Raw genomic sequence first — 26,665 nt, forward strand, 5'->3', positions numbered from 1 at the left:
CAAGACGCAATACCCATGGCAACCATCGATGACATCTATAGTCGTGACCATGGCCCTGGAACTCCGCCACCTGCGCTACCTGCTCGCCGTCGCCGAACGTGCCAACTTCACCCGCGCCGCCGAAGACCTGCACATCTCCCAGCCGACCCTGTCCCAGCAGATCAAACAGCTCGAACGCACCATCGGCGCCCAAATGTTCGACCGCACCGGCCGCACCGTACGGCTCACCGACGCCGGCGAGACCTACGTCCACTACGCCCGCCGGGCGCTGCGCGACCTCGCGGCGGCGGAACGCGCGGTGCTGGATGTGGCCGACCTCTCCCGCGGCCATCTCCGGATCGCGGTCACCCCCACCTTCACCACCTACCTGGTCGGCCCGCTCGCCGCCGAACTGCACACCCGCCACCCCGGCATCACCCTGGACATCCGGGAAACGAGCCAGGACCGCATCGAAGCCGACCTCCTGGCCGACCAACTCGACCTCGCCATCGCCTTCCACGGCCCCCACCTGCCGGGCATCACCGCGACCCCCCTGTACGCCGAGACCCTCAGCGTCGTCACCGCCGCACCAAGGGGCGCCGCCGGCCCGCCCCGCCCGCTGCCCGTGGCCGACCTGTCAGGACACCAACTCGCCCTGCTCAGCGGAGACTTCGCCACCCGCCGGCAGGTCGACGGCTACTTCACCGCGCATCGGATCCAACCGCGCATCGTGGTGGAGGCCAACTCCATCCAGGCCCTCACCGAAATCGTCCGACGCACGAACCTCGCCACCGTCCTCCCCGACGCCGTCACCCACGACCACCCACACCTCACCCCCATCCCCCTCGACCCCCCGCTGCCCACCCGCACCGTCACCCTCCTACGCCGGGAAAACGCCTACGAAAGCGCCGCCACGCACGCCTTCACCCAGATCACCCGGCAACACATCGACACCCGCGGCTACATCCCCGCCTGACGGTGGGCCGCGGGGCCGGACCAGGCCGCCCGGGAGCCGCCAATCCCGCAGCCATCGAGGTAAACGCAACGGGTGGAGCGGGCGGGTACACAATCCCGAGCCAAGTGCAACGCAACCGCAGCCCACGGCGTCAATCCGACCCGGGCACCGCACCGGCGGCCGCGCGGCGGAACGGGGGCGTGCCGGCGAGTTGGCCGCCGTCGATCGAGAGCGTGGTGCCGGTGATGAAGGACGCGGCGTCCGAGCACAACCACACCACCGCCGCCGCGACCTCCTCGGGCAGGCCGATCCGCCGCATCGGCATCGCCTGCGCGGCGGCCTGCCGGCCGGCGGGCCCGGCGGCCTCGAGTCGCTCGGTGTGGATGGGCCCGGGAGCAAGTGCGTTGACCCGGATACCCGCGTCGGCGTAGTCCAGCGCGGCGGTCCTGGTCAGACCGATCAGCCCGAACTTGCTCGTCACGTACCCCGCCAGCCCGCCGACCGCCTGGAGGCCGGCGGTGGAGGACATGTTGACGATGGCCCCGCCGCCGCCCGAAAGCATCGCGGGGATCTCGTACTTCATGGCGAGGAAGACGCCGCGCAGGTTGACGGCCAACGCGCTGTCGAACGCCGCCACGTCGACATCGGCGAGCGGGGTGGGCGGATGCCCGCCACCTGCCGCGTTGTTGACGGCCGCGTCCAACCTGCCGAAGCGCTCGACGGTCGTGGCGACCAGTCGCTGAACGGCGACCGGGTCGGTGACGTCGGTGGGTACGGCGAGCGCCCGCCCGCCGGCCCCGCCTGCGTCGAGGTCGGCGGCCAGCGCGGTCAGCGCGTCCGCGTCGCGCGCGGCGAGGACGACCGTCGCCCCCTCGGCGTGGAGTGCGCGGGCCGTCGCGGCGCCGATGCCGCGACTCGCGCCGGTCACGATCGCGACGCGGCCGGCGAGGGATTGTTGAACGGACATGATGCACTCCCGGATCGAGGTCGTTCGAATCGGCGTCGCGGCCGACCCCGGACCACGGTCCGGGCAACCCCGGGGTGGCGCGATGCGGAGGACCGGATACCATTCGATTCAATAGACAGACAGTAAATCCAAAATCTGGAAAGGGGAAGCCACATGAGCCCGCGCGTCTACCGATCCGACAAACGCCAGGCCGCCGCCGAGGAGACCCGACAGCGGGTCCTGGCCGCCGCCCGCTCGCTACTCGCTGGGGACCGGCCCCGAATCTCGGTGGACGCGGTCGCCAAGGCGGCCGATGTCTCGCGGCAGACGATCTACAACGTGTTCGGCACCAAGTCCGGCCTCCTGGAAGCCCTCTTCGACTCACTGGCCGGCCGAGCGGGCCTCGACGTGACCCGGGCGTTCCACGCCCCCGACGCCGACACCGCGCTGCGCCGATTCACCGAGGGCTTCTGTCACTTCTGGGCCTCCGACCCGATCGTCATCCGCAGACTGCGCGGCATGGCGGTCCTCGACCCCGACCTCGACCACCTGCTGCACGACCGCGACGACAGACGCCGATCCGCCCTGACCGCACTCCTCGCGCACCACGCGGACACCGCGGACACTGCGGCTCCCACCACCGAGGAAACCGTCGACCTGATCTGCCAACTCACCGGCTTCGAGACGTACGAGGGGCTTTCTCGCCGAAATCCCGACCGCGATCCGACCGAGGTGGCCGATCTGGTCGCGGGCGCGGTCATAGCCGTGTACAACGCAGGGAACACCTGAGATCCCGGCCCGGAGGACTCGGACGGCCCGGAGGTCTCGGACGGCTCGGAGGTCTCGGCGCGCTGTCCTGCCGCGCGACCGGAAGTACGCCGCCGCACGAATTCGCGAACCGGACGCCCACTACCGGCAGATCGCCGACGAGGCCGGCGCCGCGGCTACCTCGATCCCTGGCCGGCACCGGTGGTCGCCCCGGACGGCTCCCCGCGCGTCGAATTCACCTACGGCCGGCTGCACTTGACCGGCACCGGCCACGCCGCCCGGGCCGATGTCCGCCGACCCGAAGTCACCCGGGTTCGCCGGCCCTACCCAAACCCACTCAGCCGGCCAACGCACGGGCCGCAGCCAGGTATCGCGTCGTCACCCGCCCCTGGACGACCCGCGCGACCGGCGCACCCAGACGCGACCACCACGTACCCGGTCGACTGAACGCGCGGACGGTGAACCACACCACCCCGTCGGCGTCCCGCTCGACCAGGAACGCCTCCTCGCCCGACGCCGGATGCCCACCCAGCGTGCCGTACGCGAAGCCCGCCCGCGCCGGCCCGTCGAGCACGCCGACCACCCGACACGGCGCGCCGATCCGGACCGGCCCGAGTCGGGTCACCGAGATCACCTCGGCCCCCTCGACCACACGCTCCGCATCGGTACGCACCTCCAGGCCCGCACCGCGCGACACCTGCCACGCCAACACACCGTCGGCCACCCGCCGAAACACCTCCGCCCCCACGCCGATCCGCTCCCGGCGCTCGACGTGGTGGTATCCGGCGGGCAGCGGCGCGGCGGCGTCCAACGTCGCGCCGACCTCGGCGTAGGTCAGGGGTCCTGGCATGCGGACCATTGTCCCATCGACCATTCGACGACCGAATCGAACCCCGCACCGAAGCCGAGCCGGCCCCGACCCGAATCCCGTCCAACCCGACCCAACCCGACCCAACCCAACCCGACCCGCCGCCGACCCGCCCCGGCCCCGAAGCCCCAATCCGCCCGATCCGCCCGATCCGCCCAATCCAACGACCCGGTAGGCCGGTTCCGGTCGCCCACGCCCGGTGCCCTAGGATCCGCAGCCATGTCGATCTTCAAGCGGCGCAGCGGCGCTCGCCCCGCGCTGCCCGCCCTGGTGCTGGTCAAGGACGCCGCGGCCGGTGACGCCGAGATCGCGGCGGCGCGCGACACGGTCGTGCGTACCGGCGACCACACCGCGGCCGAGGCGATCCTGGCGCGGGTGGGTCGCGACTGGGATCGGCGGCACCTGTGCGTGGACACCCTCGCCGAGGCGGCGCTCGACTCCCCACAGTGGTTCACGCGTTGGGCGGAGGCCGCCCCCGAGTCCCCCGATCTGCTCGTGCTCGCCGCCCAGGTGGCGCTGGACCGGGCCTGGCAGGCACGCGGCGGCGGGTACGCGAGGCACACGAGTGCCGAGGCGTTCGCCGAGTTCGGCCGGCTGCTCGTGGACGCCGAGACGGCGTGCATGTACGCGTGCGAGGCGGCCGGCGACGACCCGACGCCGTGGGTCACCCGGTTGTGGGTGGGCATCGGACGCCGGTCCCCGCGCGAGGTGTTCGACGCCCGCTGGGACGAGTTGGTCGCCCGCGACCCGCACAACCGCAACGCGCATCTGACCGCGATCCAGTTCCTGGCCGCCAAGTGGTACGGCTCGCACGAGGAGATGTACGCCTTCGCCCGCACCCACGCCGAGGCGGCCCCGGCCGGGTCGCCACTGGCCCTGCTGGTACTGCGGGCGCACATCGAGTACATGATCGCCGAGAGCGACAGCACGGCCTTCTCCCTCGACGACTTCTGGGCCCACCCCGCCGTCACGGCCGACACCGACGACGCCCGCGCCCGCTACACCCTCGACGGCGGCCCGCGCCGCGCGACCTGGCTGCTCGACCACAGCCTGCTGGGCTTCGCCTATGCGCTGTCCGAGCGCTGGCACCACCTCGGCCGCGAACTGCTCGCCACCGACGGCCACGTGACCGACCAGCCCTGGTCGTACCTGTCCGCCGGCTTCCGTGACGTCGCGCACGAGCAGGCCGCGCGGGCGGTCCGGCGGCGGCCGATCCGGGCCGGCCGCTGAGCGCAGCCCACCTGCAACCTCGGTCGTACACCGGCCGGTTGCCCACCCACGGCCCTATGCCCGCGGCCCGATGATCCACCCCCGGCCGGAAACGCACCATGAAGGTGTCCAGACCGGCCCCGGAGGCAAGGATCGTGATGTCGTGACACATCGACGCACCCGCCCCGTCCCCATCCCCATCCCCACTGGCAACAAGACGCGACCCCGTAGACCACGCCTGGCCCGCATCGTCGTGGCATCGGTGATCGCCCTGGCGGCCACCGCCACCGCCACCACCACCGCCACCACGACCACGGCCGGCGCGGCGACCCCGCCCGCACCCTCGGCCCCCATCCCGCTGACCCTGCCCGCCCCCACCGGTCCGCATACGATCGGCACCACCAGCCTGCACCTGATCGACGCCGCCCGCCCCGACCCGTGGGCGCCCACCCCGCGTGCCCGGGAGTTGTCGGCGCAGATCTGGTACCCGGCCGAGGACACCGCCGGCCATCCGGCGGCCCCCTACCAGCAGCCCGGCGAACTAGCCGTCCTGGAACGGGACTTCCTCGGCACCACGCCCGGCAGCCTGAACTGGCCGACCACCGTCGGACACCGGGACGCCCCCGCCGACGACCACGGCCCGCGCCGCCCGGTCGTGCTGTACTCGCACGGATCCTCCGGGAGCCGTACCAACGACACCGCCCTGGTGACCGAACTGGCCTCCCGCGGCTATGTCGTGGTGACCATCGACCACACCTTCGACGCGACCGCCGTCGAATTCCCGGGCGGGCGCGTGGAGGTACGCAACACCGCCGCGGTACATGCGATGACCGACGCACAGGTGGTGGCCGTACGCGTCGCCGACACCCGCTTCGTCCTGGACCGGCTCGCCGAGATCCACGCCGGCGGCAACCCCGACGTCGAGCACCGAGCGCTGCCGCCCGGCCTGCGCACGCTCCTCGACCCGTCCCGGGTGGGCATGTTCGGCCACTCCATGGGCGGCGCCACCACCGCCGGCACGATGCACGACGACCCGCGCGTGATCGCCGGGATCAACCTGGACGGCCCGATCTTCGGCCCGGTCGCCACCGACGGCCTGAACAAGCCGCTGCTGCTGATGAGTTCCGCCTGGAACCGCCCCGAACGCGACGCCATGTGGAACACCCTGTGGCCCCATCTGACCGGCTGGCGCAGGCAGTTCGCCCTCGCCGACTCCGGCCACCTGACCTACAGCGACTTCACCACGCTGCTCCGCCAGGGCCAATCGGCGATCTCGTGGCCGCCGGAGCGGCTCGACCAACAACTCGGCACCATCGACGGCACACGGGCCATCCGGATCCAACGCGCCTACGTGACCGCCTTCTTCGAGCTACAACTCCGCAACCGCGGCACCACACTGTTCAACGGCCCCTCGACCTGCTACCCGGAAATGCGCCCCACACGCTGAGCCCCGGTCGGCGCCGGCCCGGCTCGGCACCCGGGTGCGATACAACGAACCATGGACAACCGATCGACCGCCGTGCGGTGGGAGCCGTCGTCGAGGTCGGATGTCACTCGTCGACGAAGCAGAACTCGTTGCCCTCCGGGTCGAGCATGACCTGAAACGACCCCTGGTCGTCGGCGACCGGCGCACCGATCCGGGTGGCACCCAGGGCCACCGCCTCGCCGACGGCGGCCTCGATGTCGGCCACCGCGATATCGAGGTGGAGCCGGTTCTTCCCGGCCTTCACCTCGGGCACCGGCTGGAAGGCGATCCGATGCCCGAGGCCCGGCGGTTCGACGTGCGACCAGCCGCCGGCCCGGTCGACCGGGTCACCGCCGAGCAGATGCGCCCAGAAGCGCACGAACACCTTCGGGTCACGGCTGTCGACGACGATCTGGTCCAGGCGGGCGCGCATGGGCGGAAGCCTACGTCGTCGACGCCACCGGTAGCCGGCAGGACACGTCCGCCCGTTCGTAGCAAACATCCACCAAAATCCCGTTTTCCTGTGATCTCCTGGGCAGGCACGCCTTCGCACGGGACGGACACGACACGACATGGCAGACGGGGCACCAGCGGATCCCGACCCCGTGGCACCGAACGAGGTCGCAGGCAGTACCGGGGCCTCCCGGGCCGACGTACCGCCGCGCACAGGCGCCCTGCAACAGCTGATCCGCAGCGCGGGCCGAGGCCAGGAGTTGCTCGCCGCCCATCCCCCACCCGGGCCGTTCCGCCCCGAGTTCTGGCGCAGCCCGATCCGCGGCCCGTGGCTCACCGCGGTGTTCGGCCTGGTACTGCTGTTCGGGATCACCACGCTGCTCGTCACCGGCGCGGTGTCCTACGCGGCGTACGACCCCGACCTCGATCCGGTCAACGACCTCACCCCGGATCGGGGCATCCTCGGCTTCTACCTGTTCACCTGGCCGACGCATCCCTACTGGCTCTATCGGCTGACCCAGGGTGTCCACGTCACCCTGGGCATCACCCTGGTCCCGGTCGTCCTGGCCAAGCTGTGGTCGGTCCTGCCGAAGTTGTTCGCCTGGCCGCCGACCCGCAGCCCGGCCCAGGCGCTGGAACGACTGTCCCTGCTGCTCCTGGTCGGCGGGGTGATCTTCGAGTTCGTCACCGGGATCATGAACATCCAGCTGTGGTACGCCTTCCCGGGCTCGTTCTACCGCCTGCACCTGTACGGCGCCTGGGTGTTCGCCGGCGCGTTCGTGGTACATGTCGGCCTCAAGGCCCCTCGGATGATCTCGGCGCTGCGCTCCCGCAACCCACTCACCGAACTGCGCACCGACACGGCACACACCGTCCCCGAACCCCCCGACCCGGACGGCCTGGTGGCCACCGCCCCCGCCGCACCGACCATGTCCCGCCGAGGCGCACTCGCGCTCGTCGGCTCCGGCTCGTTCGTCCTGCTGGCCACCACCGCCGGGCAGAGCATCGGCGGATACTGGCGCGACACCGCACTGCTGGCACCACGCGGCGGCCAGGAGCCCGGCTCGGGACCCAACGGCTTCCAGATCAACAAAACGGCCGCCTCGGTCGGCATCAGGCCGGACCGGATCGGCCCGAACTGGCGCCTGCACCTCTTCGGCGGCACTGCCGAACGGGTGTTCACCCGCCCCGACTTGTTGGCCATGCCGCTGCACACGCACGCCCTACCCATCGCCTGCGTCGAGGGTTGGTCCACCGACGACCAACACTGGACCGGCGTCCCGCTGCTGCGTCTGGCCGAGCACGCAGGCGTCCCGAACCCCGCCTCCGTCCTGGTCGAATCGGTCCAACTCGGCGGCCCGTTCGGGGCTACCGTGCTGGCCCACAACCAGATCCACGACCTACGCTCGCTGCTCGCGCTCCGGGTCAACGGCGCCGACCTGTCCCCCGACCACGGCTATCCGGCCCGGGTGATCGTGCCCGGTGCCCCGGGCGTACACAACACCAAATGGGTCACCCGCCTCACCTTCAGGAGGTGACCACGCCGATGACCCGCCTACGCCGCTGGTACGGCGCCGGCCCCGCGCACCTACTCGCCCTGGCCGCCTGCTTCGCCCTCGCCTGGTACGCCGGCACCCGCCTGCTGACCTACGAACCGGCCCGCGTAGCCGTCTGGTTCGCCGGCGCCGCGGTGGTCCACGACCTGGCCCTGTTCCCCCTGTACTCGACCATCGACCGCACCGCCCAGGCCACCACACACCGCGCCGTCAACTACCTCCGAGTCCCCGCCGCTTTGTCCGCCCTCCTCTTCCTGGTCTGGCTCCCCGAAATCCTCCGGGTAACCACCACGTACCGGGCCACCACGACCCTCGACGACACCCGCTTCCTCCCCCACTGGCTACTCCTGACCGCCGCCCTCTTCGCCACCTCGGCCCTGGTCTTCGCCGCCCGCACCGCAATCCGCCGCCTGGGCCGAAACTGAACCCACCACACGCCCGGCGGCAACGCCCATCGGCCGGGCCGGCTGGTGGTCACGAACCAGGAGACCACCCTGGCGGTGCATGCTGCTCAGCATGCACCGCAAGCCGGCGGTTCGTCCCAGACAACCGCCATCGCCAACCGACCGGAGGCGCCCCCGGCGCGCGGCCGGGGGCGCACTTCGCGTGCGTGCGCCGCTACCGACCGCAACTGCCGCGCTGTCAGGCTGAGGCATGGACACCTCCCCCGACATCCACCTCACCATCACCGGCACCGGCCTCCACGTCCGGATCACCGACGCCGCGCTCGCCGTCGTGGACGACGAACTGCGCGCCGACTACGAATTCACCGTGAGCGACGCACTCAGGGCGGCGGTCAACGCGTGGGACGAGCGGCGGTACGACGACTTCGCGGTCCACCTCGGTGATGCCACGGAGACCCTCAGCGAGATCCAGCGCATGGCCGTGGTCTGCCGGGACCGCGCCGGCTACGAGGCAGTCACCGCCCGAGCCCGCGAAATCGTCGCCGCCGACGAACAGGACAACGGCGCCGCCCCCGAACCCGGGAACGGCGCCGTAGACGATCAACATCGGTGAGGGTGGCCGCCTCACGATCCTCGGCGCCGTCACGCACCACCCACCCGTCGGCATCACCTCCCCATCCTCCTACACGCGCCAAGACGAGACGGGGAAGTGAGGTGAGGTGGGGCCCGACGCTCAGGCCACGTTCGGGCCGAACTGTTCCGTGAAGCGGCCCGTGAACAAGTCCGTGCCCTTGTAGGCCGAGACCGTTTCCGCCGGGACGACCGTCGGGCCCTCCGGGGAAGGGAGTTGGCCCACGCCGCCGTTGGGGCCCAGGGGGAGCAGGATCGTGGGGTGGGGCATCGGCTCGTAGGTGGCCTTGGCCGGCTCGCCGCGCAGCTGGGCCGCGATGTTCTCGGCCACCACCTCGGCGTGCTGCATCGCGTAGCCCGCCATCTTGGCCTCGGCCAGGTCCGTGATGTCGCCGACCGCGTAGACGTGGTCGTACCCGCGCACGTTGAGCGTCTCGGTGACCGGCACCGACCCCTGGCCCGCCCGCGCGGTGAGTCGGCCGTCCGCGAGGTAGTCGCTGTTGAGTCGTACGCCGTACGCCCGGAACCAGATGTCGGCGGTGATCTCGTCCCCGGCCGTGGTTGCGACGGTGAACGTCTCGGCCCGGCCGGCCCCGGTGGTCGGCGGCGTCGCCAATCCCGCACCAAGGAGCAACTCCACGCCCGAGTCGGCGAGTTGCCGGTGCAGGTCGTCGACAAGGGCGGGCCGGAAACCGGGCAGCAGCGCCTCGGCCGGGTCGACTATGGTCACCGCCTTGTCCGGCCAGACCTCCTTGATCTCCCCCGCCAGTTCAAGCCCGACCGGCCCGGCGCCGAGGATCAACACCCTGGCCGCGCCGGCCAGTTCCTGGTGCGTCTCACGCAGGTCCGCGAGCGCCGCGGCCGTGGAGTCGGCGTCCGGCTTGGCCGGGTAGGCGTAGTCGGAACCCGTCGCCAGGACCAGGTAGTCCGCCTCCACCCGCTGCCCCGACGCCAGCGTCACCCCGCCCGGGTCGACCGAGACGGCCCGGTCCCGGATCACCGTCCCGCGCGTCAGGATCGTCTCGAACGGGAAGAACATGTTGCCCGCCCAGTCCGGCCGAGCCAGTGCCCGCAACGACCCCGCCGCGTTGACGAACGCGTCCCGGGGATCGATCAGCACCACGTCCGTCTCCGCGTCCAGTGCCTTGGCCACCGCCGTGCCCCCGTAGCCACCACCGATGATCGCCACCGTACGACTCATGACTTCCTCACTTCCGCACACTCCCACACCGAAGGTGCACCTGTTCGTGCCACGAACGATATTAGTTCGTACTACGAACTGCAACCCACGCGGCGGGGGCCCGCCGACCGGCCGGCATGCTACGGACATGACCACCGGAGCCACCGAAGCCACCGCCGAGTTCGAAGCGCACCGCCCGCGCCTGTTCTCCCTCGCCTACCGGATGCTCGGTTCCGCGAGCGAGGCCGAGGACGTCGTGCAGGACACCTACCTGCGCTGGAGTGCCGCCGACCCGGCCGCCGTTCGCATCCCGGTCGCGTGGCTGACCAAGGTCATGACCAACCTGTGCATCAACCGACTCACCTCCGCCCGGGCACAGCGCGAGCTCTACGTCGGCCCCTGGCTCCCCGAACCGGTCCTCACCCACACGGCCACCAACACCCTCGACCCGCTGGAAACCGTCGAACAGCGCGAATCGGTATCCCTGGCCCTGCTCACCCTGATGGAACGCCTCACCCCCGCCGAACGCGCGGTATTCGTGCTGCGCGAGGCGTTCGGCCACACGCACCGCGAAATCGCCGAGGCGGTCGGCATCGACGAGGCCCACTCGCGCCAGCTGCACCGCCGCGCCCGCGAGCAACTCGGCCACCCACGAAGGCACTTCGACGTCGACGACACACAACACCGCAGGATCGTCGAACGTTTCTTCGCCGCCGCCCTCCAGGGCGACCTGGCCGCGCTCGAACAACTGCTCAGCGCCGACGTGATCGCCTGGGCCGACGGCGGTGGCCGCGCGACCGCCGCCCGCCGACCGATCACCGGACGCGAGAAGGTACTGCGCTACGTGCTCGGCCTGAGCGCCCGCCCCGAGGCGGCGCACATCCGCTTCGACTTCGCCGAGGTGAACGGCACACCGGCCGTGACCATCTTCACCGGGTCGACACTCCTGTCCATCGTCGTACCGGAGGTCCGCGACGGCCTCATCCACGCGGTGCGCACGGTACTCAACCCGGACAAGCTCGCCTACGCCGGGCGGCAGCTGGGCGGATGACCCACGGCCCACCCTGCTCCGTCACGAAACCGCCCGCTCGTCGCGCCGGGCCCACCTGCACGAAGCTGCCCGCTCGTCGCCCTGGGCCCACCTGCGCCCGACGATGCGTCACAACCCCCGGAACGCCCGCCGATAGGCGCCCGGGGTCGTGCCCACCCGGGCCCGGAAGCGCCGACGCAGGTTGACCGCGGAGGTCAGGCCGACGCGGGTCGCGATCGCCTCGACCGGCAGGTCCGTCTCCTCGAGCAGGGTGCGTGCCGCGTTCACCCGGCAAGAGAGCAACCATGCGCCGGGGCTGGTGCCGAGCCGGTCGGCGAAGCGCCGGGCCAACGTGCGCGGCGAGACGCCGGCGTGCGCGGCCAGGTCGCGCACCGACAACGGGGTCCCGAGGCGTGCGCCGGCCCAGTCGAGCAGGCCGTCGAGCGCGTCTTCGGGCCGCGGGGTCGGCCCGTACCGTGCCCGACCACCCTCGCGGTGCGGCGTCATCACCATGTCCCGCGCCAAGAGAGCGGCATACGCGGCGCCGTGGTCGCGGCGGACCAGGTGCAGGCACAGGTCGATGCCCGCACCGGCGCCGGCGCTGGTGGCCACGTCGCCGTGGTCCACGTAGAGCCGGTCCGGCTCCACCCGCACCCGGGGGAACTCCCGGCGCAACTGCTCGGCCCGAGCCGGATGCGCGGTGGCCGAGCGGCCGTCCAACAACCCGGTGCGAGCGAGGGCGAACACCCCGGAACAGATCGTGACCAGCCGCACCCCACGCGCGTGCGCCGCGAGCAACGCGCCGCGCACCCGATCGGACAGCGGCGCCTCCACCGGCAACCAGCCCGGGACGATCACGGTGTCCGCGGACTCGAGCGCCGACAGGTCCTGCGCGACGAACATCGGGTAACCGGCCGAGGTCGGCACCGGGCCCGGCGTCTCGGTACACACCCCGAACTCGTAGTGCTGCGGCACCCCGGACCGCGGCGTGCCGAAGACCTCGACGGCGCAGCCGAGTTCGAACGTCGACTGCACCGGCCGCACCAGGGCCACCACACGATGCATGGCAGGAAAGTACCCCACCGTGTCCACGCGGACTCTGCCGCGCCGCGTCCCGGGCACGGCATCGTGGCGGGCATGCACCCCGAGATCCTCGCCCAAGAGGGCTACACCTCCGTCTCCGTCGCCGATTCCCCGGTCCGCGAACTCTTCCCCGGAATCCGGCAGCGTCCGCTGTGGCGGGGACCGTCCGGCGCGCACGCCAACGTCTTGGAGATGGACCCCGGTACCTGCTGGCCGCGTCGCGACGTGCACGAGCCCGGCCCGGAGGAGGTCTACGTGGTCGCGGGCACCTTCAACGACGGCGCGCGCGACTACCCGGCGGGCACGTTCCTGCACGCCCCGGCCGGGTCGTGGCACGTACCCGCGACCACCACCGGCTGCACGCTGTTCCTCTTCTACCCGGAGGGCTGACCCGGTCCCTCGGGTCGAACCGGGTGACCTCGGATCGGACCGGATCAGGTGACGGCGTCGCCGAGTTCCGGCACCCGGCGCGGTTCGCCGACGGCCGGGCCGACCCGCGCCCGGCGTGGCGACGAACCCGGTCCGTCCGGCGCCGAGCCGCGTAGGACGACCTCCGGGGCGCGGTCCAGTTCGAGGGTCATCCGGACGTCGTCGTAACGTTCGTGGCCGACCTCGATGGCGTTGCGCCTGCGGCCCCACTCGACGAAGCCGAGTCGTTCGTACAGCTCGATCGCGCCGTGGTTGTTGCCGCGCACCCCCAGGGACAAGGTCTCGATCCCGTGCGCCCGGGCGCTGTCGATCAGCGCCGCCGTGACCAGCCGGCCGAGGCCCAGGCCGCGGGTGGTCGGGTGGGCCATCACCTTCTCCACGTCGGCGGAGTGCGCGAATACCGGATGGAGGTTGCGTCGCCACAGCGCGGTCGCCCGGACGTCGCCGTCGACCAGGGCGACCACCAGCGCCATGTGGCCCGCCCGGACACCGTCGAGGACCTCGTCCAACCACACGTCGGTCTGCGCCTCGGTGGGCGGAGTCAGGTAACCGATCGCGCCGCCGAGTGCGGCGACGTCGTGCAGGACGCGGTGTACGCCGGCCCGCAGGTGCGGGTCGGCGGTGGTCGGCCAGAGCAGTTCGATCTTCGGTTGCATGTCGAACATTCTTGCCGGTGGCCGCCGCCGCCCGACCCCCGGCCACCCGCTCTCACCGGCCCGAAAAGGAGTGGCCCTCGGCGTCGCCCGGCGCATACGTTGGCCGATCGTGACCAATGATCAACAGGCCGCCGCATGCTCTGTCGCGGAGCCTGCCGCCGACCGGCCGCCGAGCGCCGCCGACGGGCTGTTCTCCGGGGCCTACGCCGCCGCCACCGCGTCCTTCGCCGCGGTGATGTTCCTGACCGGGCTCACCGCCCTCGCCGTCGTACCCACCTTGCCGACGGCCGCGCGGGCCCTGGACGGGGTATCGCTGTTCCCGCTCGTGGCCGGGTCGTTCGTGGCCGCGAGCCTCCTGGGCGGGGTGCTGGGTGGGCACTGGGCGGACCGGTCCGGCGCGCAGCGTCCGCTGGCGGTCGGGATGTTGCTGGCCGTGGTCACCCTGCTCGGGTCGGGAACGAGCACCTCGATCTGGCAACTGATCGCAAGCCGCCTGCTCGACGGTGTGGCCGGCGGCATGGTCGCGGTCTCGATCAACACGGCCATCGGGCAGGCGTATCCGGACCGGTTGCGCCCGCGCGCGTTGGCGTTGATGAGCGCGTGCTGGGTGGTCCCGTCGCTGGTGGGTCCGCCGCTGGCGGGCCTGGTGACCGAAGTGTGGTCCTGGCGCGTGGTGTACTTCGGCCTGGCCGCGCTCACGATACTGCCCGCGCTGGCCGTGGCGACGGTGCTGCGCGGACGCGCCCGGCCGGTCGAGCCCGCGTCCGCGTCCGCGTCCGCCGAGCCGGCCGCGGAGCAACCGCCCCGCCCCGCCCTGCTCGTCGCGGCGGCGGTCAGCCTCGGTGCGGCGTTGGGGCAGTACGGCGCCTCCGGCTGGGACAGCCGCCACGCCGCGTTCGTGCTCGGCGGACTCGCCCTGCTCGTGTTGTTCGCCCCGCGCCTGCTGCCCCGAGGCATCTGGCGCGCCGCGCGCGGCCTGCCGGTGACCGTACTCCTCAGCGGGTTCGGTTCGGGGACGTTCTTCGCCCTGGAGGCACTCGTCCCGCTGTTCCTGGTCACCGACCGCGGCGTCGCACCGGTGGCCATCGGCCTGGCGTTCACCGGTGGCGCAGTGGCGTGGGCGGCCTCGTCGTGGGTACAGGGTCGGCTGTTGGAGCACTACCCGCGCCATCGCCTGGTGATAACCGGCGCCCTGGTGATGGTGGCGGCGGTCGCCACCGCGATTGCCGGTACGTTCCCCGCCGTACCCGCGTTCGTCGCCTGCTCGGTGATTCCGCTGGCCGCCATCGGCATGGGCCTGATCGCCCCGTCGTTGACCGTACTCTCCCTCTCGCACAGCCCCACCGGCCGCCAGGGCCACGCGAGCAGTGCGATGCAGACCAGCCAAAACCTGGGCCAGATCACGGTGTTGGGCCTGGTCTCGGCGATCCTCAACGCCTGCCTGACCGCCGGCAGCACCGACGCGGCCGGCTACGCCACCGCCTTCGCCCTACTCTTCGCTCCCTGCCTGCTGATCACCCTGCTCGCCACCCGGGCCCGCAACACCTGAGCGCACCAGGTCGGTTGCGGCGTAGCGTTTGGCCACCTTGCGCCCGGAATCGGTGCGCAGGAAGAAGTACCAGCACCGGTCCCGGTAATGCCAGACCTTGGCTCGGATCGTTCCGCAATGCGCGGTCCGATTATGCTCGTTGAGCACCACCCGGACCCGTTCGCCCTCGCACAGGGTCGGTTCGGGTATCTCGGCGCCACCGGGCGCCAGGACGAACGCCCGCGCCTCGTCGGTGAGTTGGTCCCCCTCGAGCGCGGACCGCAACACCGAGCGGGCGGCCGAGCGATCATGCACCGTACCGAACGGCACCAGTTCGTGGAGGTCGAACCGCCGGCCCGGCTCGGCGGCGGCAAGCCGGGTGGACGCGTACAGGTGCATCGGCACCTCGGTCCAGCCACCGCGCGGCAGTTCCCGATACACCTCGCCCGACGCACCCATGGCGGCCAGGATGTCGTGCGCGACCAGCGGATGGCGGACGTACTCCTCGACCACCACCAGCCGCAGCTCTCGGTCGGGGATGCGCCGACACAGCGCGACCAGATCGCCCGGCCTGGTGATCAGGTCGATAAAGGTGAGTTCGACGAATCGCCGCGCGTCGAGGTGCTGTTCGCGACGTACGTACACCAGGCCGACGGCCTCGGCGAAGGCCGCCGCGAAGATGTCCTCGTACGCCCAGAGCCGACGGGCGTGCAATCGGTCGGCGAGCAGCCGGTGGCGCGCGTGGGCCGACAGGGACATCAACCCGTGGATGTCGAGGTCCATACCCGTCCTCCGTCGTTCCGACCTGCAAGCCTCGCAGTGTAGGCCCGGAGGCCCGGACCGCCCTCGACTCGGGTCGGGGCGGGCGGTCCGGGTCCTCACCCCTCCGACGGGGTCACCCCTGGGCGGTGGGGACCAGCAGGAGTTCCGCCAGGTTGACGTGCGCGGGGGCGGCGACGGCGTACGCGATGACCGCGCCGACGTCCTCGGCGGACATCGGGGTCAGCGCGGCCCGCATCGCGCCGAGCGCCTCGCGGCTGGCCGCATCCTGCATGTCGTCGCCCAACTCGGTGAGCGTGACGCCCGGTTCGACGTTCTTGACCCGGACGCCGCGCGGCCCGAATTCGGCCCGCAACCCGCGACTGAGGTGGGCCACGGCGGCCTTCGTGGCGCAGTACACCGACCACCCCGGGAACGGCCGCTGCCCACCGAGCGAGCCGATGTGCACCAGGTCGGCCGGCCGCCCGGCCGCGGCGGCAGCCAGCAGATCGTCGGCGAACACCCGACCGGTGTCCAGGAGTCCGTTGAGGTTGACGTCGACCATCCGGTCCCACTCGGCGGTCTCCGCGCTCTCGAACGCGCCGCCGAGCATCACCCCGGCCGAGGCCACCACCAGGTCGACCGGCCCGAACCGGGCCCGAATACGATCGGCGGCGCGGCGCAGTTCCGCGCGGTCGCAGACGTCGGCGGGCACCGGCAGGACCACTCCACCACCCACGTCGCTGGCGCACTCCTCGGCAAGCGCCGCCAGCCGGTCGGCCCGCCGGCCCAGTACGGCAACGTCGGCCCCGGCGGCGGCCAGAGCCCGCGCCGTCGCGGCGCCGATCCCACTGCCGGCCCCGGTGACGACCGCAACCCGACCGTGCAACGGACGGGCGGTGACCGAAAGGTCACGGTGTGCTTCGTTGTTGCCGCTACTGCTGTTGTTGTCGTCGTTGTCGTCGTTGTTGTTGTCGTTGTTGTTGTTGTCGTTGTTGTTGTTGTCGTTGTTGTTGTGTGTCATGGCCCCAGATTGGTCGCGGCGCTCCGGGCCGACCAGGACGTCGTTCACCTGGGTGCGACCCACCCTCCCTACGTGCCGCCGCGCGTCGTACCGTCGGGCCATGGAAAGGGACAATGCGCTCGGTACGTTCCTGCGGGCCCGCCGCGAGGCGGTCGACGTGGCCACGGCGGGCATCGTGTACGCCGGTCGCCGTCGTACGCCCGGCCTGCGCCGGGAGGAGGTGGCGATGCTGGCTGGGGTCAGCACCGACTACTACGTACGCCTGGAACAGGGTCGCGAGCGCGGCCCGTCCGAACAGGTACTCGACTCGCTCGCCCATGCGCTGCGTCTGGGCGACGACGCGGCGGAGCACCTGCGCCGCCTGGCCCGCCCGCCGGTGCGCAAGCGGTCCCGCGCCCGACGGCCCGAGCAGGTGGGCGCGCAGCTGGTCCGGATGATGCAGACCTGGGATCGGCAGCCGGCCATCGTGCTCGGCCGCTATCTGGACATCCTGGCCGCGAACACCCTGGGCGCCGCGCTGTTCGAGGGCCCCGAGCGCAATCTGCTCAGGCTGATCTTCCTCGACCCGGCCGGGCGCACGTTCTACCCCGACTGGGAGCAGGCGGCCCGCAACACCGTCGCCTCGCTGCGTTCCTGCGCCGGCGACGACCCGGGGGATCCGGCGCTCGCCGCGCTGGTCGGCGAACTGTCGCTGCGCAGCCAGGACTTCGCCCGGCTGTGGGCGCGGCACGAGGTACGCGGGAAGAGTGCGGAGGCCAAACGTCTCCACCACCCGAAGGTGGGCGAACTGGTGCTGGCCTACGAGTCGTTGACCGTGAACAGTGCCCCCGGCCAACAGTTGGTGGTGTACCAGGCGGATCCGGGTTCGGCCACCGAGCAGGCGCTACGCCTGCTCGGCAGTCTGGCAACGACGCCTCGGGAGGATCGGGATCGGCGATAGTGCCGCCGATCACCCGACGCGCGGGGCGGTTTCCGGGCTCACTTCTCCGCAGCCACGTCGGCGGCGGCCACCGGAACCGTGACGGATCGGGTACCGCCGAGCAATCCGGGGAGGGTGAAAGCCACTTCGAGCCGGCCGTCGAACTGTCGGCCGACGACGACGCCCCGGGCGCCTTCCGGAACGGCCTGGTTCAGCCCTCCGCCGAGTTCCCTGACCGCTTTGACTTTCGTACCGATGTCCATACACGCGTTCTTTCGTTCGTCCCGTGCCTCGGCGGGTGGTCGAGGTCGGCGTGCGGCGAAGGGTGGCCGGAGGAACCGGGTCACGGTCGGCCGGCGGGGGTGAATGCCGGTTCCCGGTCGGGGGGTTCGGCGGCGGGAGCGGGTGGTTTCGGGGTGCGTGGGGGTTGTTGCGGGATCGGGGGCGGGGTGGGTTTCTCCCGCGCCGCGTGGGGCGCGACGGGGTCCTTTCCGACGGGTTCGGGGGTCATCGCAATGCCTCCTGGTCATCCGGTCCGGTCATCCGGTCGGGGCCGCTCGCAGGAGCGTTCGCTCATGGTTGTGCGGCGGGCCGGCCCCCGACAGAGCGCACGGACGTATCGCCAAGGCGTGGAGCCGATCCGGGCGCCTCGAACGCGCGCTCGACCAAACGTGTCGCTGCACCCGAGCGGCGGGACGCACCATCGACGCCCCCGGCCACGACCGGGCCCCTCACCATGCCCCGACCGCACGCCGGGCGCACACGGGCGACGGAGCGCACACAGGCGACGGAGCGCGCACGGGCAACAGGGCGCACACGGGCGGCCGGACACAGCCCGGCGGCAGGCGCGCCCGGGCGGCGGGCGCACCCAACCGTGCACACGACCAGGAGTCGGCACGCGCCGGGCCGCCGCAGTCCGGAAGTTCGGCGCGCACCCAAGCGACGGGAGATCGAAGGCCCGCCACGCAGCCGGCCCACCACAGACCGAAGGCTCGGCACGTCTCCGGCCGCCGCGAGCCGCAGGCTCACCGCGCATGCGGGCCACCACAAGCCGCAGGCTCACGCACCCGTGCCGCCGCAGGCCGAAGCCCGTCACGCACCCGGCCGCCCCCGCGACGGCCCGTGTCCAGCTCCGGCTTCGGTCAGTCTCCGGGATCTGCCAGTCCCCGGACCCGGATGCCCATGCCGAACTCGTCGCGGAGGGCCAGTGCCTGTTCGGGGGTGGCCAGGATGTACACGTCGTCGTAGAGGTTGTCCGGTCGGGCCGGGTGGAACACTCGGCGGTCGTCGCCGCCGGGTTCGAGGTCCTCGATGCCCTCCCATACCGCGCCCAGGTCCAGGTAGTCGTCGGATGCCAACTCGATCCGCCAGTGCGCCGGAACCCCGTTGACCCGGAAGCGCAGTTCCCGCTCCTCGTCCTCGTCCTCGGCCGGGACCAGTTCGACGTCGGTGACCGTGACCGCTCCCCCGGACAGCGCAGCCGCCTCCTCCAGGACCCACCGATAGCCGGCCTCCGCGAAGTCGACGTCGTCGCCGTGCACGGGCACCGCCACGCCGCACACCCGGAGCGCGCCCAGCAGGTCGACGTCGCGCGGCGCCCGGTCGGGGGCGCCCCAATCGGCGAGTTCGGTCAGCGCTGCCTCAGCCCGATCCGTGGTGATCAGGCCCAGTTCCACGAGCCGGATCACCAGTCTCTGATACATGTTCCGTTCCACCCGCGGATTCTGACAGTCCATCGGGCGCACCGACCCGCCCGCCCCGCCGAAGCAGGGTCGCCGATTCGCTCTATCCTGGCGGCGATCGCGCAACCGCCCCCGGGAACCACGTTGTGAGGCAAGGCCATGAGCACTGACGCCACGCGCACCATCCGCTGGGGAATCCTGGCGACCGGCGGCATTGCCGCCACCTTCACCGAAGCGCTGCAGACGCTGCCGGACGCCGAGGTCGTCGCGGTCGGCTCGCGCGACCCGGACCGCGCGAAGGCGTTCGCCGAGCGCTACGACATCCCCCGGGCGTACGGCAGTTGGGCCGAGCTGGCGGCGGACGACGAGGTCGATGTGGTCTACGTGGCCACCCCACACTCGGCGCATCGGGCGGCGGCCGGACTGTGTCTGGCGGCGGGCCGGGCGGTGTTGTGCGAGAAGGCGTTCACCCTCGATGCGCGCGAGGCCCTCGAGCTGGTGGAACTGGCCCGGGAGCGTGGGCTGTTCCTGATGGAGGGGATGTGGACGTACTGCCATCCGCTGGTGCGCCGGCTGCGCGCGCTGATCGCGGACGGCGTCATCGGCGAGGTGCGCAGCGTGTCGGCGTCCTTCGGTTTCGCCGGGGAGTTCCCGCCGGAGCACCGGCTGCGCGACCCCGCTCAGGGCGGGGGCGCGCTGCTCGATCTGGGCGTCTACCCGGTCGCGTTCGCCCAGTTGTTGCTCGGCGAGCCGGACGAGATCCGGGCCTGGGCGCATCTGACGCCCGAGGGGGTGGACGACAACACCGGCATCGTGCTGGGTTGGCACCACGGCGCGGTGGCCACGCTCGACTGCACGTTCGTCGCCGACACCGACGCACCCGCGACGATCACCGGGACGGCCGGCCGGATCGAGTTCGCCGACGGCTTCTTCTACCCGGACCGCTTCGTCGTGCACCGGCCGGGCGAGGAGCCGCGGACCGTGTTGCTCGCCGAGGTCACCACCGACCCGGAGCGCGGCACGATGCGGCACGAGGCCCAGGAGGTGATGCGCTGCCTGCGGGCGGGCGAGCGCGAATCCCCGCTGGTGCCGCTGGACGGGACGCTGGCGGTGATGCGCACGCTGGACACGATCCGCGAACGGATCGGGGTCCGTTTCCCGACGGCCGGGTGAACGCCGGCGCCGGTTCGACGCCGACGGCCGGCCCAGGCCCCGGCCCCGGCCCGGCCCCGACCCCGACTACCAGGGCAGCGGGCCCTCGGCGTCGAAATAGCCCCCGGTCGGGCCATCGGGGCCGAGCCGGGCCATCCGGACGATGATCTCGGCGCCCTCCTCGACGGTCTGGACGCCGGTGTTCCCGTTCAGGTCGGTCTTGGTGAAGCCGGGCTCGACGGCGTTGATCCGCATGTTCGGGAACGCCTTGGCGTACTGCACGGTGAGCATGTTGACCGCAGCCTTCGACGCCGGGTAGGCCACCCCCGGATAGGCGTACGTCGGGGTGCCCGGTGCGCTCACCCGGTTCAGCGAGGCCAGCCCGCTGCTGACGTTGACCACGACGGGGGCGGCCGAGCGGGCCAGCAGCGGGAGGAACGCGCGGGTGACCCGCACCACGCCGAAGACGTTCGTCTCGAACGTCGTGCGCACCGAGTCGGCGGTGACCTCCGCGGCCCCGACCTCCGCGTTGCCCGCCGCGCGGTCCGCGATCCCGGCGTTGTTGATCAGTACGTCCAGCCCGCCGGCGGCCGCGACGGCCTGTGCGGCGTCGCGCACCGACGCGTCGTCGGTGACGTCCAGCCGGACCGTCCGCGCGCCCAGTTCCGCGGCGGCCCGGCGGCCCCGTTCCGCGTCGCGGCTGCCGATGAAGACGGTGTGGCCCGCGGCGACCAGGCGGCGGGCGGTCTCGTAGCCGAGACCCTTGTTGGCTCCGGTGATCAGTGTTGTCGTCGTTGTCGTCATGTCTCCACGATGCGCCGCGGCCCACCGGTCGACCATCGCCCCGATCTTCCTGGGACTGTCGGTACCAGGAAGTCCCGGGCCCGGCAGTGGCACAGTGGTGGGATGGCGAGCACGGAGTTCGGGCGGACGGTACGGCAGTGGCGCGACCGGGTCTCCCCGGAGGCGGCCGGGCTGAGCGCCGCCGGGCATCGGCGCGCGGCGGGGCTGCGCCGGGAGGAACTCGCCCTGCTGGCCGGGATCTCGGTCGACTACGTCACCCGCCTCGAACAGGGCCGCGCCGCCAACCCGTCGGAACAGGTCGTCGAGGCCCTCGGCCGCGCCCTGCGGGTCTCCGCCGCCGAACGCGAACACCTGTTCCACATCGCGGGCTTGGTGCCACCTGGACGCGGTACGGTGCCCGCCCACCTCACCCCGAGCGTGCAGCGCCTGCTGGACCGGCTCACCGCGACCCCGGTCGCGGTCTCCGACGCGAGCTACACGCTGCTTGTCGCCAATCCGCTGTACACGGCGCTGATGGGGCACTTCCAGGGCAACGAACGCAACGCGGTGTGGCGCACCTTCCTCGGCACCGGCAACCACCGCGTACGCCACACCCCGCAGTCCCTGAGCGCCCACGAGGCCGCCCAGGTCGCGGGTCTGCGGGAGACGGTACGCCGCTATCCGGCCGACCGTCGACTGCGCCGCCTGATCGCGGAACTGCGCGCGAACAGCGCCCGGTTCGCCGAACTGTGGGACTCCGGAGTGGTCGGCCGGCACGAGGCGTCGCGCAAGACCGTCGACCACCCGCAGGTCGGCCCGCTGACCCTGGACTGCGACATCCTCCGCGTCGCCGGGAACGATCTGCGCATCGTGGTCTACACCGCCGAACCGGACACCGAGGACGCCGAACGCCTGGCCCTGCTGGCCGTGCTCGGCACCCAGACCCTGGTCGAATAGCCGACGGCCTTCCGGTCGCGCGCCGGCGCCTACCGCCGCGCGCTCGCCGTTGCCGTGACCGTTGCCACGGCCGGTGCCTCGACCTCGGGCGCCTCGTCGCGCAGGCCCAGGCGCAGGTGCTCGACGTGATACAGGGCCTGGTCGAGCAGCTCGGCCACGTGGTGGTCGTAGAGCGCGTACACGATCGACCGCCCCCGGCGCTCCCCCGTCACCAGGCCCAGATTGCGCAGCAGCCGCAACTGGTGTGAGCACGCGGACTGCTCCATGCCGACGGCCTCGGCCAGTTCGCCCGCCGGGCACGGGCCTTCGCGCAGCCGGGCCAGGATGTACAGCCGCGAAGGCGTGGCCAGGGCCTGGAGGGTCGCGGCGACGTCGGTGGCCCCCGCCGCGTCCAGGCGCTCGCGGGGGGTGGCGGCGTTCTCGTGCTCGACTCCGTGGCCCATGGGTACATCCTACCGACGACAAATGAAGACATATTCATTCTTTCCTGTGCGGTGGACGTCCCCGCCACCCGCCGCCACCCGTCGTGCGCATCGCCGCCCGGCCCGGCCCGCGACCCGCACCACGGCACGGACCGGACACTTTGCGGCAACTTTTCGGACCATTCCCGTCGTTCCGCGGCCTCCGACCGGCAATTGGCTCCCGATTGTCATTTCCCAAAATGGGAGTCTCTCTCGCGGAGGACCCATGCCCTGTGGTGAACTCATCCCTGCCGTCTCGCCCCTCCCCAGGGACCGGAGCCTTGTTCGTATGGGCCAAAGTGGAAACGACATGAAGCTTCCCCACCATCTCGACCGCGGTCAGGTCGTGGTGAGCCTCCACGTGATCGTGGACATCGCGAACGTCGAGCAGGTCCGCACGGAACTGCTCACGATCATTCGCACCCATCAGGCGACCTCCCACGCCTGCGTCGTGGACCTGGGACCGATCCCGTACGTCCTGCCCACCGGCCTGTCGTTGCTCGCCAATCTGCACGACCAGTGCCGGCGGCTCGACATGCGCCTGCGGATCGTCTCCGACCGCCCGCTGGTGACCCGGGTGTTGCGCCTGGTCGGCATGCATCGCATCCTGCCGCCGTTCCGCACCGTGGCGGACGCCCTGCGCGCCGACGACGTACTCCCGCACCGGGCCCCCGCGTTCCCGGGCCCGCACGTCAACGGCAAGGCGGTGTCCGCCGATTGACCCGGCCGACGGCAACCCTCAGGCCTCGTAGCCGAGTTCGCGGATCGCCTCGCGACCCTTCTCGAGTTGCGCCCGGGCCGCCCGCAGCTGGGTGTCCGCCGCCCGCAGACTCTCCCGGACCAGGCGGACCACCTCGGCCTGGTCCAGCGAGGCGGGATCGGGCGGGCTGGTCGAGGCGAGCAGCGCCAGGACCGCGTCCAGGCCGTGCGCGATGGCGGGCGCGGCGCCCCAGACGCCCTCCTGGGTCGGTACCGCCGTGTCGGCGAGGTCCAACGCGGTCCGCCGCAGCCGTTCCTCGATCGCCCTGGTCCACACGAACGTGACCGCGTGCCGCCCGTCCGCGCCCTCGGTCCGCACCGCCGAGGCCGCCGCCGCGCGCGCCCCGGCCTGATAGCCGCTGCGCAACACCTCCTGGTCGAGCCGGTCCACGTCGCCGATCACCGCGGCCTCCACCATGAACAGGAGCAGGCCGAGCACCATCGGTCGCGGCATCGGGTCCGGATCGTCGGCGGGATCGGGGATGTCCACGCCCAACACGCGCAGGCACGCGACCGCCTGCTCCCGACTGATCATCGGGCCGCCGGAGCGCTCGGTCATCGCGGCGGCCCGTCGAGCACGGCGCCCCGGATCGGATCCGAGGTCTCGGCGGGTGCGTCGGCTGCGCGGAAGTGCGTACTCACGGCGTGGTCTCCCGTCGTGGTCGTCGACGGCGTCGACGGCGGACACACCTCACGCTAACCGGCACTCGCCCGCCCCGACGACCGGGACCGCGAACTCCCCGAAACCGCTTACCCACACGGGCAGTCCGCCGTACCCTCCCGGACTCTCCCGGGCCCGCCCGGACCGATCCCCCGGACCGTCAGGCGAGCGTGTCCACCCGGACCTCCTCGGTCCGCGCCGCGACCGGCGGGCGCACCCGCAGCAGCCGGGCCACCACCGGCGGGAACCACCAGTTCGCCCCGCGCAACAGCGTGACCAGCGCCGGGGCCAGCACCCCGCGTACGATCGTCGCGTCGACCAGGATGCCGACCGCGAGCGCCGTGGCCAGGATCCGCACGTCGGTGACCGGCACCGTGGACAGTGCCACGAAGGCCAGGAACAGGATCAACGCGGCGGAGGTGACCAGCCGCCCGGTGCGGCCGATGCCGACCACCACGGACTCCTCGGTGGTGTCCCGAATACCCCGCCCGGCCAAGTCCAGATGCGCCTCGCGGATCCGGGCCAGGATGAACACCTCGTAGTCCATGGACAATCCGAACAAGAACGCGAACACCGCCATCGGCACCCACACCGTGATCGCACCCGTGGCCGGCGTGTCGAACAACAACTCGCTGCCGTAACCCTCCTGCCAGATCAGCACGATCGCCCCGTAGGCGGCGGCCACCGACACCGTGTTGAGCACGAGTGCCTTGACCGGCAGCCAGATCGAGCGCAACGACCGGGCCAGGACCAGGAAGGTCAACAGCGCGATCACCGCGAGTACGGCGGGCAGCGACCCGTAGACCGCGTCCGCGAAGTCGCGGTCCTGCGCCGGGCCGCCGCCCGCGTGCGCCCCGGGGGTGGCCCGCGCGGCGGCCAGCACGCCGGCGACCGCATCGCGGCCCGCGTCGTCGGCCGGGTCCGCCGTCGTCCACACGTCCACGATCCGCAGCCCGCCGCTCGTCCACGCGTCGGGCGCGAGCACACCCGCCACGCCCGGCTCGGCCGCCAACGTCCGGACCAGCGCGGCCGGATCGCCGGTGGTGGCCACCTCGATCGGCTGGGCCAGACCCGCCCCGAAACCGGCGTCCGTGAGCGCGGCGAGCACCGTGGCCGGCTCGCCGCCCCGGCCGAGCGCGGCGACCTGGGGTTGCCCGACCCGCATGGTCAGCGCGGGCGCGGCCAGCGCAAGCAGCAGCGCGCCGCTGACCAGGGCGGCCACGAGCGGGCGGCGGGTGGTGGCCCGCGCGATCCGGGTCCACAGCCGGCTGTCCGGGCGCGGGCTGCGCCGCGGCACGTCCAGGCGGGCGCCCCACGCGTGCAACAACACCGGCAGCAGGGTCAGCGCAACCGCGACGCTGACCAGCGGCATCAACAATCCGGCATAGCCGACGCTGCGCAGGAACGGCACCGGCAACACCACCAGCGCGGCCAGGGACAACGCCACGGTCGCCCCGCTGAGCAACACCGCCCGCCCGGCCGTGGTCGCGGCGCGCACGATCGCCTCGACCCGTTCCGCCGGATCACGCTCGTCGCCGCCGGCCCGCTCCTCCCGCCAGCGGGTCACCACGAGCAGCGCGTAGTCGATCGCGATCCCCAGACCGATCAGCGCGACCAGGAACTGCACGATGAACGACACGTCGGTGACCCGGGTCAGCCCGCCGACCAGGAGGAAGGTGGTCGGGATCGCGACCCCGGCGATCAGCAGCGGGACCAGCGCCAGGCCGCTGGCGAAGGTCAGGCCGAGGACGACGATCGCGCCCGCCGCGCCGAGCAGCGTCTCGGCGACCGGGCTGCGCGCGCCGCCGCTGTCCCGGCCGGTGAGCAGTGGCTTGCCGGTGACCCGGACGGGCGCGCCGGCCACCTCGGCCCCGGCGACCGCCGCACGGACCCGGGACAGCGCGGGGCCGTACGCGTTGGGCCCGTCGTGGCCGGGCGGGTAGATCAGCGCCACGGTGGTGCGCCCGTCGGCGGAGATCAGCGCCCGGTCGCCGGTGCCGGCGAACGAGGCGTGGCGCCCGCCGGGCGGGGTGGCACGCCGGACGACGGCGTCGAACTGCCCCTGGACGTCCGGCGCGTCGGCCCGCCGGCCGGCCGGCACGGTCAGCTCGACCAGCAGCGGCGCGTTGCGTCCGCCGGTGCCGCCGAAGCGCTCGACGATCAGGTCGTTGGCCTGCTGGCCCGGTCGGCCGGGCAACTCCGAGCCCTGGCTGAGCCGATCGATGGTGCCGCCGACCGTGGCCACGCCCGCCGCGGCGAGGAGCAACCACACCAGGCCGACCAGAAGTCGGTGTCCGAGGACCCAACGCGTCATCGCTTCCACGATGTTCCGTCCCACCTTCCGAATAGGTAGCCACGCTATGCATGGC

Annotated in this window: 28 protein-coding genes; 14 read left to right on the plus strand and 14 right to left on the minus strand. The window is 72.2% G+C overall.

All coding sequences use genetic code 11. The features are described from left to right. Positions 1-49 precede the first annotated feature (49 nt). Entirely contained in the window at positions 50-955 is a 906-nt protein-coding gene (cynR, locus tag ABIA38_RS06730) for a transcriptional regulator CynR (protein ID WP_424637514.1), read from the plus strand. 130 nt (positions 956-1,085) lie between these two features. Here cynR and ABIA38_RS06735 read toward each other — a convergent pair whose 3' ends face one another. Further along, positions 1,086-1,901, minus strand: a complete 816-nt coding sequence (locus ABIA38_RS06735) for an SDR family NAD(P)-dependent oxidoreductase (RefSeq protein ID WP_424637515.1) — start codon at positions 1,899-1,901, stop codon at positions 1,086-1,088. 153 nt (positions 1,902-2,054) lie between these two features. Here ABIA38_RS06735 and ABIA38_RS06740 point away from each other — a divergent pair, with 153 nt between their 5' ends. Beyond that, the gene (locus tag ABIA38_RS06740; RefSeq protein WP_424637516.1) at positions 2,055-2,669 is read left to right on the plus strand and encodes a TetR/AcrR family transcriptional regulator; all 615 of its coding nucleotides are present in this window, start codon (positions 2,055-2,057) and stop codon (positions 2,667-2,669) included. Between the two features lie 316 nt (positions 2,670-2,985). Here ABIA38_RS06740 and ABIA38_RS06745 read toward each other — a convergent pair whose 3' ends face one another. Next, on the minus strand, positions 2,986-3,498 hold the full coding sequence (locus tag ABIA38_RS06745) for a DUF1990 family protein (protein ID WP_424637517.1): 513 nt from the start codon (positions 3,496-3,498) through the stop codon (positions 2,986-2,988). Between the two features lie 237 nt (positions 3,499-3,735). On the opposite strand from ABIA38_RS06745, the gene ABIA38_RS06750 reads away from it, so the two are divergent. Further along, entirely contained in the window at positions 3,736-4,746 is a 1,011-nt protein-coding gene (locus tag ABIA38_RS06750; RefSeq protein WP_424637518.1) for a hypothetical protein, read from the plus strand. Between the two features lie 142 nt (positions 4,747-4,888). After that, a complete protein-coding gene (locus tag ABIA38_RS06755; RefSeq protein WP_424637519.1) occupies positions 4,889-6,172 on the plus strand; it encodes an alpha/beta hydrolase family protein in 1,284 nt (427 codons plus the stop codon). A gap of 103 nt (positions 6,173-6,275) precedes the next feature. On the opposite strand, the gene ABIA38_RS06760 is transcribed toward ABIA38_RS06755, so the two are convergent. Next, entirely contained in the window at positions 6,276-6,623 is a 348-nt protein-coding gene (locus ABIA38_RS06760) for a VOC family protein (protein ID WP_424637520.1), read from the minus strand. 172 nt (positions 6,624-6,795) lie between these two features. Here ABIA38_RS06760 and ABIA38_RS06765 point away from each other — a divergent pair, with 172 nt between their 5' ends. The 3 genes from ABIA38_RS06765 (at position 6,796) to ABIA38_RS06775 (ending at position 9,216) form a co-directional block, all read left to right on the plus strand. Beyond that, on the plus strand, positions 6,796-8,181 hold the full coding sequence (locus tag ABIA38_RS06765; RefSeq protein WP_424637521.1) for a molybdopterin-dependent oxidoreductase: 1,386 nt from the start codon (positions 6,796-6,798) through the stop codon (positions 8,179-8,181). Next, complete coding sequence (locus tag ABIA38_RS06770) at positions 8,178-8,624, plus strand: hypothetical protein (RefSeq protein WP_424637522.1); 447 nt, start codon at positions 8,178-8,180, stop codon at positions 8,622-8,624. The genes ABIA38_RS06765 and ABIA38_RS06770 overlap by 4 nt, the downstream gene beginning before the upstream one ends. Before the next feature lie 229 nt (positions 8,625-8,853). Continuing rightward, positions 8,854-9,216 carry a hypothetical protein gene (locus ABIA38_RS06775; protein WP_424637523.1) on the plus strand — a complete coding sequence of 121 codons (363 nt, stop codon included), beginning with the start codon at positions 8,854-8,856 and terminating at the stop codon, positions 9,214-9,216. Positions 9,217-9,336: 120 nt separating this feature from the next. On the opposite strand, the gene ABIA38_RS06780 is transcribed toward ABIA38_RS06775, so the two are convergent. Next, complete coding sequence (locus ABIA38_RS06780) at positions 9,337-10,434, minus strand: NAD(P)/FAD-dependent oxidoreductase (protein ID WP_424637524.1); 1,098 nt, start codon at positions 10,432-10,434, stop codon at positions 9,337-9,339. Positions 10,435-10,561: 127 nt separating this feature from the next. Between ABIA38_RS06780 and ABIA38_RS06785 the strand changes: the two genes are divergently transcribed. After that, positions 10,562-11,464 (plus strand): RNA polymerase sigma-70 factor, encoded by a 903-nt coding sequence (locus tag ABIA38_RS06785; protein ID WP_424637525.1) that lies wholly within the window; start codon positions 10,562-10,564, stop codon positions 11,462-11,464. A 108-nt stretch (positions 11,465-11,572) separates the two neighbouring features. Here the strand turns inward: ABIA38_RS06785 and ABIA38_RS06790 are convergent, their stop codons facing one another. Beyond that, positions 11,573-12,508 carry a GlxA family transcriptional regulator gene (locus ABIA38_RS06790; protein WP_424637526.1) on the minus strand — a complete coding sequence of 312 codons (936 nt, stop codon included), beginning with the start codon at positions 12,506-12,508 and terminating at the stop codon, positions 11,573-11,575. A 72-nt stretch (positions 12,509-12,580) separates the two neighbouring features. Here ABIA38_RS06790 and ABIA38_RS06795 point away from each other — a divergent pair, with 72 nt between their 5' ends. Further along, positions 12,581-12,916 carry a cupin domain-containing protein gene (locus tag ABIA38_RS06795; protein ID WP_424637527.1) on the plus strand — a complete coding sequence of 112 codons (336 nt, stop codon included), beginning with the start codon at positions 12,581-12,583 and terminating at the stop codon, positions 12,914-12,916. A gap of 44 nt (positions 12,917-12,960) precedes the next feature. Here ABIA38_RS06795 and ABIA38_RS06800 read toward each other — a convergent pair whose 3' ends face one another. Continuing rightward, positions 12,961-13,611, minus strand: coding sequence for an N-acetyltransferase family protein (locus ABIA38_RS06800; RefSeq protein ID WP_424637528.1), 651 nt, complete (start codon positions 13,609-13,611; stop codon positions 12,961-12,963). Between the two features lie 109 nt (positions 13,612-13,720). Here ABIA38_RS06800 and ABIA38_RS06805 point away from each other — a divergent pair, with 109 nt between their 5' ends. After that, positions 13,721-15,160 (plus strand): MFS transporter, encoded by a 1,440-nt coding sequence (locus ABIA38_RS06805; protein WP_424637529.1) that lies wholly within the window; start codon positions 13,721-13,723, stop codon positions 15,158-15,160. On the opposite strand, the gene ABIA38_RS06810 is transcribed toward ABIA38_RS06805, so the two are convergent. Continuing rightward, positions 15,101-15,922, minus strand: a complete 822-nt coding sequence (locus ABIA38_RS06810; protein WP_424637530.1) for a hypothetical protein — start codon at positions 15,920-15,922, stop codon at positions 15,101-15,103. The genes ABIA38_RS06805 and ABIA38_RS06810 overlap by 60 nt on opposite strands. Positions 15,923-16,034: 112 nt before the next feature. Then, positions 16,035-16,922, minus strand: coding sequence for an SDR family oxidoreductase (locus ABIA38_RS06815; protein ID WP_424637531.1), 888 nt, complete (start codon positions 16,920-16,922; stop codon positions 16,035-16,037). 100 nt (positions 16,923-17,022) lie between these two features. Here ABIA38_RS06815 and ABIA38_RS06820 point away from each other — a divergent pair, with 100 nt between their 5' ends. Next, positions 17,023-17,862 (plus strand): helix-turn-helix transcriptional regulator, encoded by an 840-nt coding sequence (locus ABIA38_RS06820; protein ID WP_424637532.1) that lies wholly within the window; start codon positions 17,023-17,025, stop codon positions 17,860-17,862. Positions 17,863-17,900: 38 nt separating this feature from the next. Here the strand turns inward: ABIA38_RS06820 and ABIA38_RS06825 are convergent, their stop codons facing one another. Both ABIA38_RS06825 and ABIA38_RS06830 read right to left on the minus strand, forming a co-directional pair. Then, positions 17,901-18,104: a hypothetical protein gene (locus ABIA38_RS06825; protein ID WP_424637533.1), complete on the minus strand. Its 204-nt coding sequence runs from the start codon at positions 18,102-18,104 to the stop codon at positions 17,901-17,903. Positions 18,105-18,983: 879 nt separating this feature from the next. After that, the gene (locus tag ABIA38_RS06830; protein WP_424637534.1) at positions 18,984-19,544 is read right to left on the minus strand and encodes a hypothetical protein; all 561 of its coding nucleotides are present in this window, start codon (positions 19,542-19,544) and stop codon (positions 18,984-18,986) included. Between the two features lie 138 nt (positions 19,545-19,682). Here ABIA38_RS06830 and ABIA38_RS06835 point away from each other — a divergent pair, with 138 nt between their 5' ends. Next, positions 19,683-20,696 (plus strand): Gfo/Idh/MocA family protein, encoded by a 1,014-nt coding sequence (locus tag ABIA38_RS06835; protein WP_424637535.1) that lies wholly within the window; start codon positions 19,683-19,685, stop codon positions 20,694-20,696. A gap of 66 nt (positions 20,697-20,762) precedes the next feature. On the opposite strand, the gene ABIA38_RS06840 is transcribed toward ABIA38_RS06835, so the two are convergent. Beyond that, positions 20,763-21,479, minus strand: coding sequence for an SDR family NAD(P)-dependent oxidoreductase (locus tag ABIA38_RS06840; protein ID WP_424637536.1), 717 nt, complete (start codon positions 21,477-21,479; stop codon positions 20,763-20,765). A gap of 102 nt (positions 21,480-21,581) precedes the next feature. Here ABIA38_RS06840 and ABIA38_RS06845 point away from each other — a divergent pair, with 102 nt between their 5' ends. Then, entirely contained in the window at positions 21,582-22,415 is an 834-nt protein-coding gene (locus ABIA38_RS06845) for a helix-turn-helix transcriptional regulator (protein WP_424637537.1), read from the plus strand. A 29-nt stretch (positions 22,416-22,444) separates the two neighbouring features. Here the strand turns inward: ABIA38_RS06845 and ABIA38_RS06850 are convergent, their stop codons facing one another. Then, complete coding sequence (locus ABIA38_RS06850; protein WP_424637538.1) at positions 22,445-22,858, minus strand: ArsR/SmtB family transcription factor; 414 nt, start codon at positions 22,856-22,858, stop codon at positions 22,445-22,447. 328 nt (positions 22,859-23,186) lie between these two features. Between ABIA38_RS06850 and ABIA38_RS06855 the strand changes: the two genes are divergently transcribed. Further along, entirely contained in the window at positions 23,187-23,597 is a 411-nt protein-coding gene (locus ABIA38_RS06855) for an STAS domain-containing protein (RefSeq protein ID WP_424637539.1), read from the plus strand. Between the two features lie 18 nt (positions 23,598-23,615). Here ABIA38_RS06855 and ABIA38_RS06860 read toward each other — a convergent pair whose 3' ends face one another. Together ABIA38_RS06860 and ABIA38_RS06865 are read right to left on the minus strand one after the other, a co-directional pair. Then, on the minus strand, positions 23,616-24,194 hold the full coding sequence (locus tag ABIA38_RS06860) for a hypothetical protein (RefSeq protein WP_424637540.1): 579 nt from the start codon (positions 24,192-24,194) through the stop codon (positions 23,616-23,618). Between the two features lie 262 nt (positions 24,195-24,456). Beyond that, positions 24,457-26,610, minus strand: coding sequence for an MMPL family transporter (locus ABIA38_RS06865; protein ID WP_424637541.1), 2,154 nt, complete (start codon positions 26,608-26,610; stop codon positions 24,457-24,459). Positions 26,611-26,665 lie beyond the last annotated feature (55 nt).

Origin of the sequence: Embleya sp. AB8 (genome assembly GCF_049739465.1) — a bacterium.
In the GTDB taxonomy this organism is placed as follows: Bacteria; Actinomycetota; Actinomycetes; order Streptomycetales; family Streptomycetaceae; genus Embleya.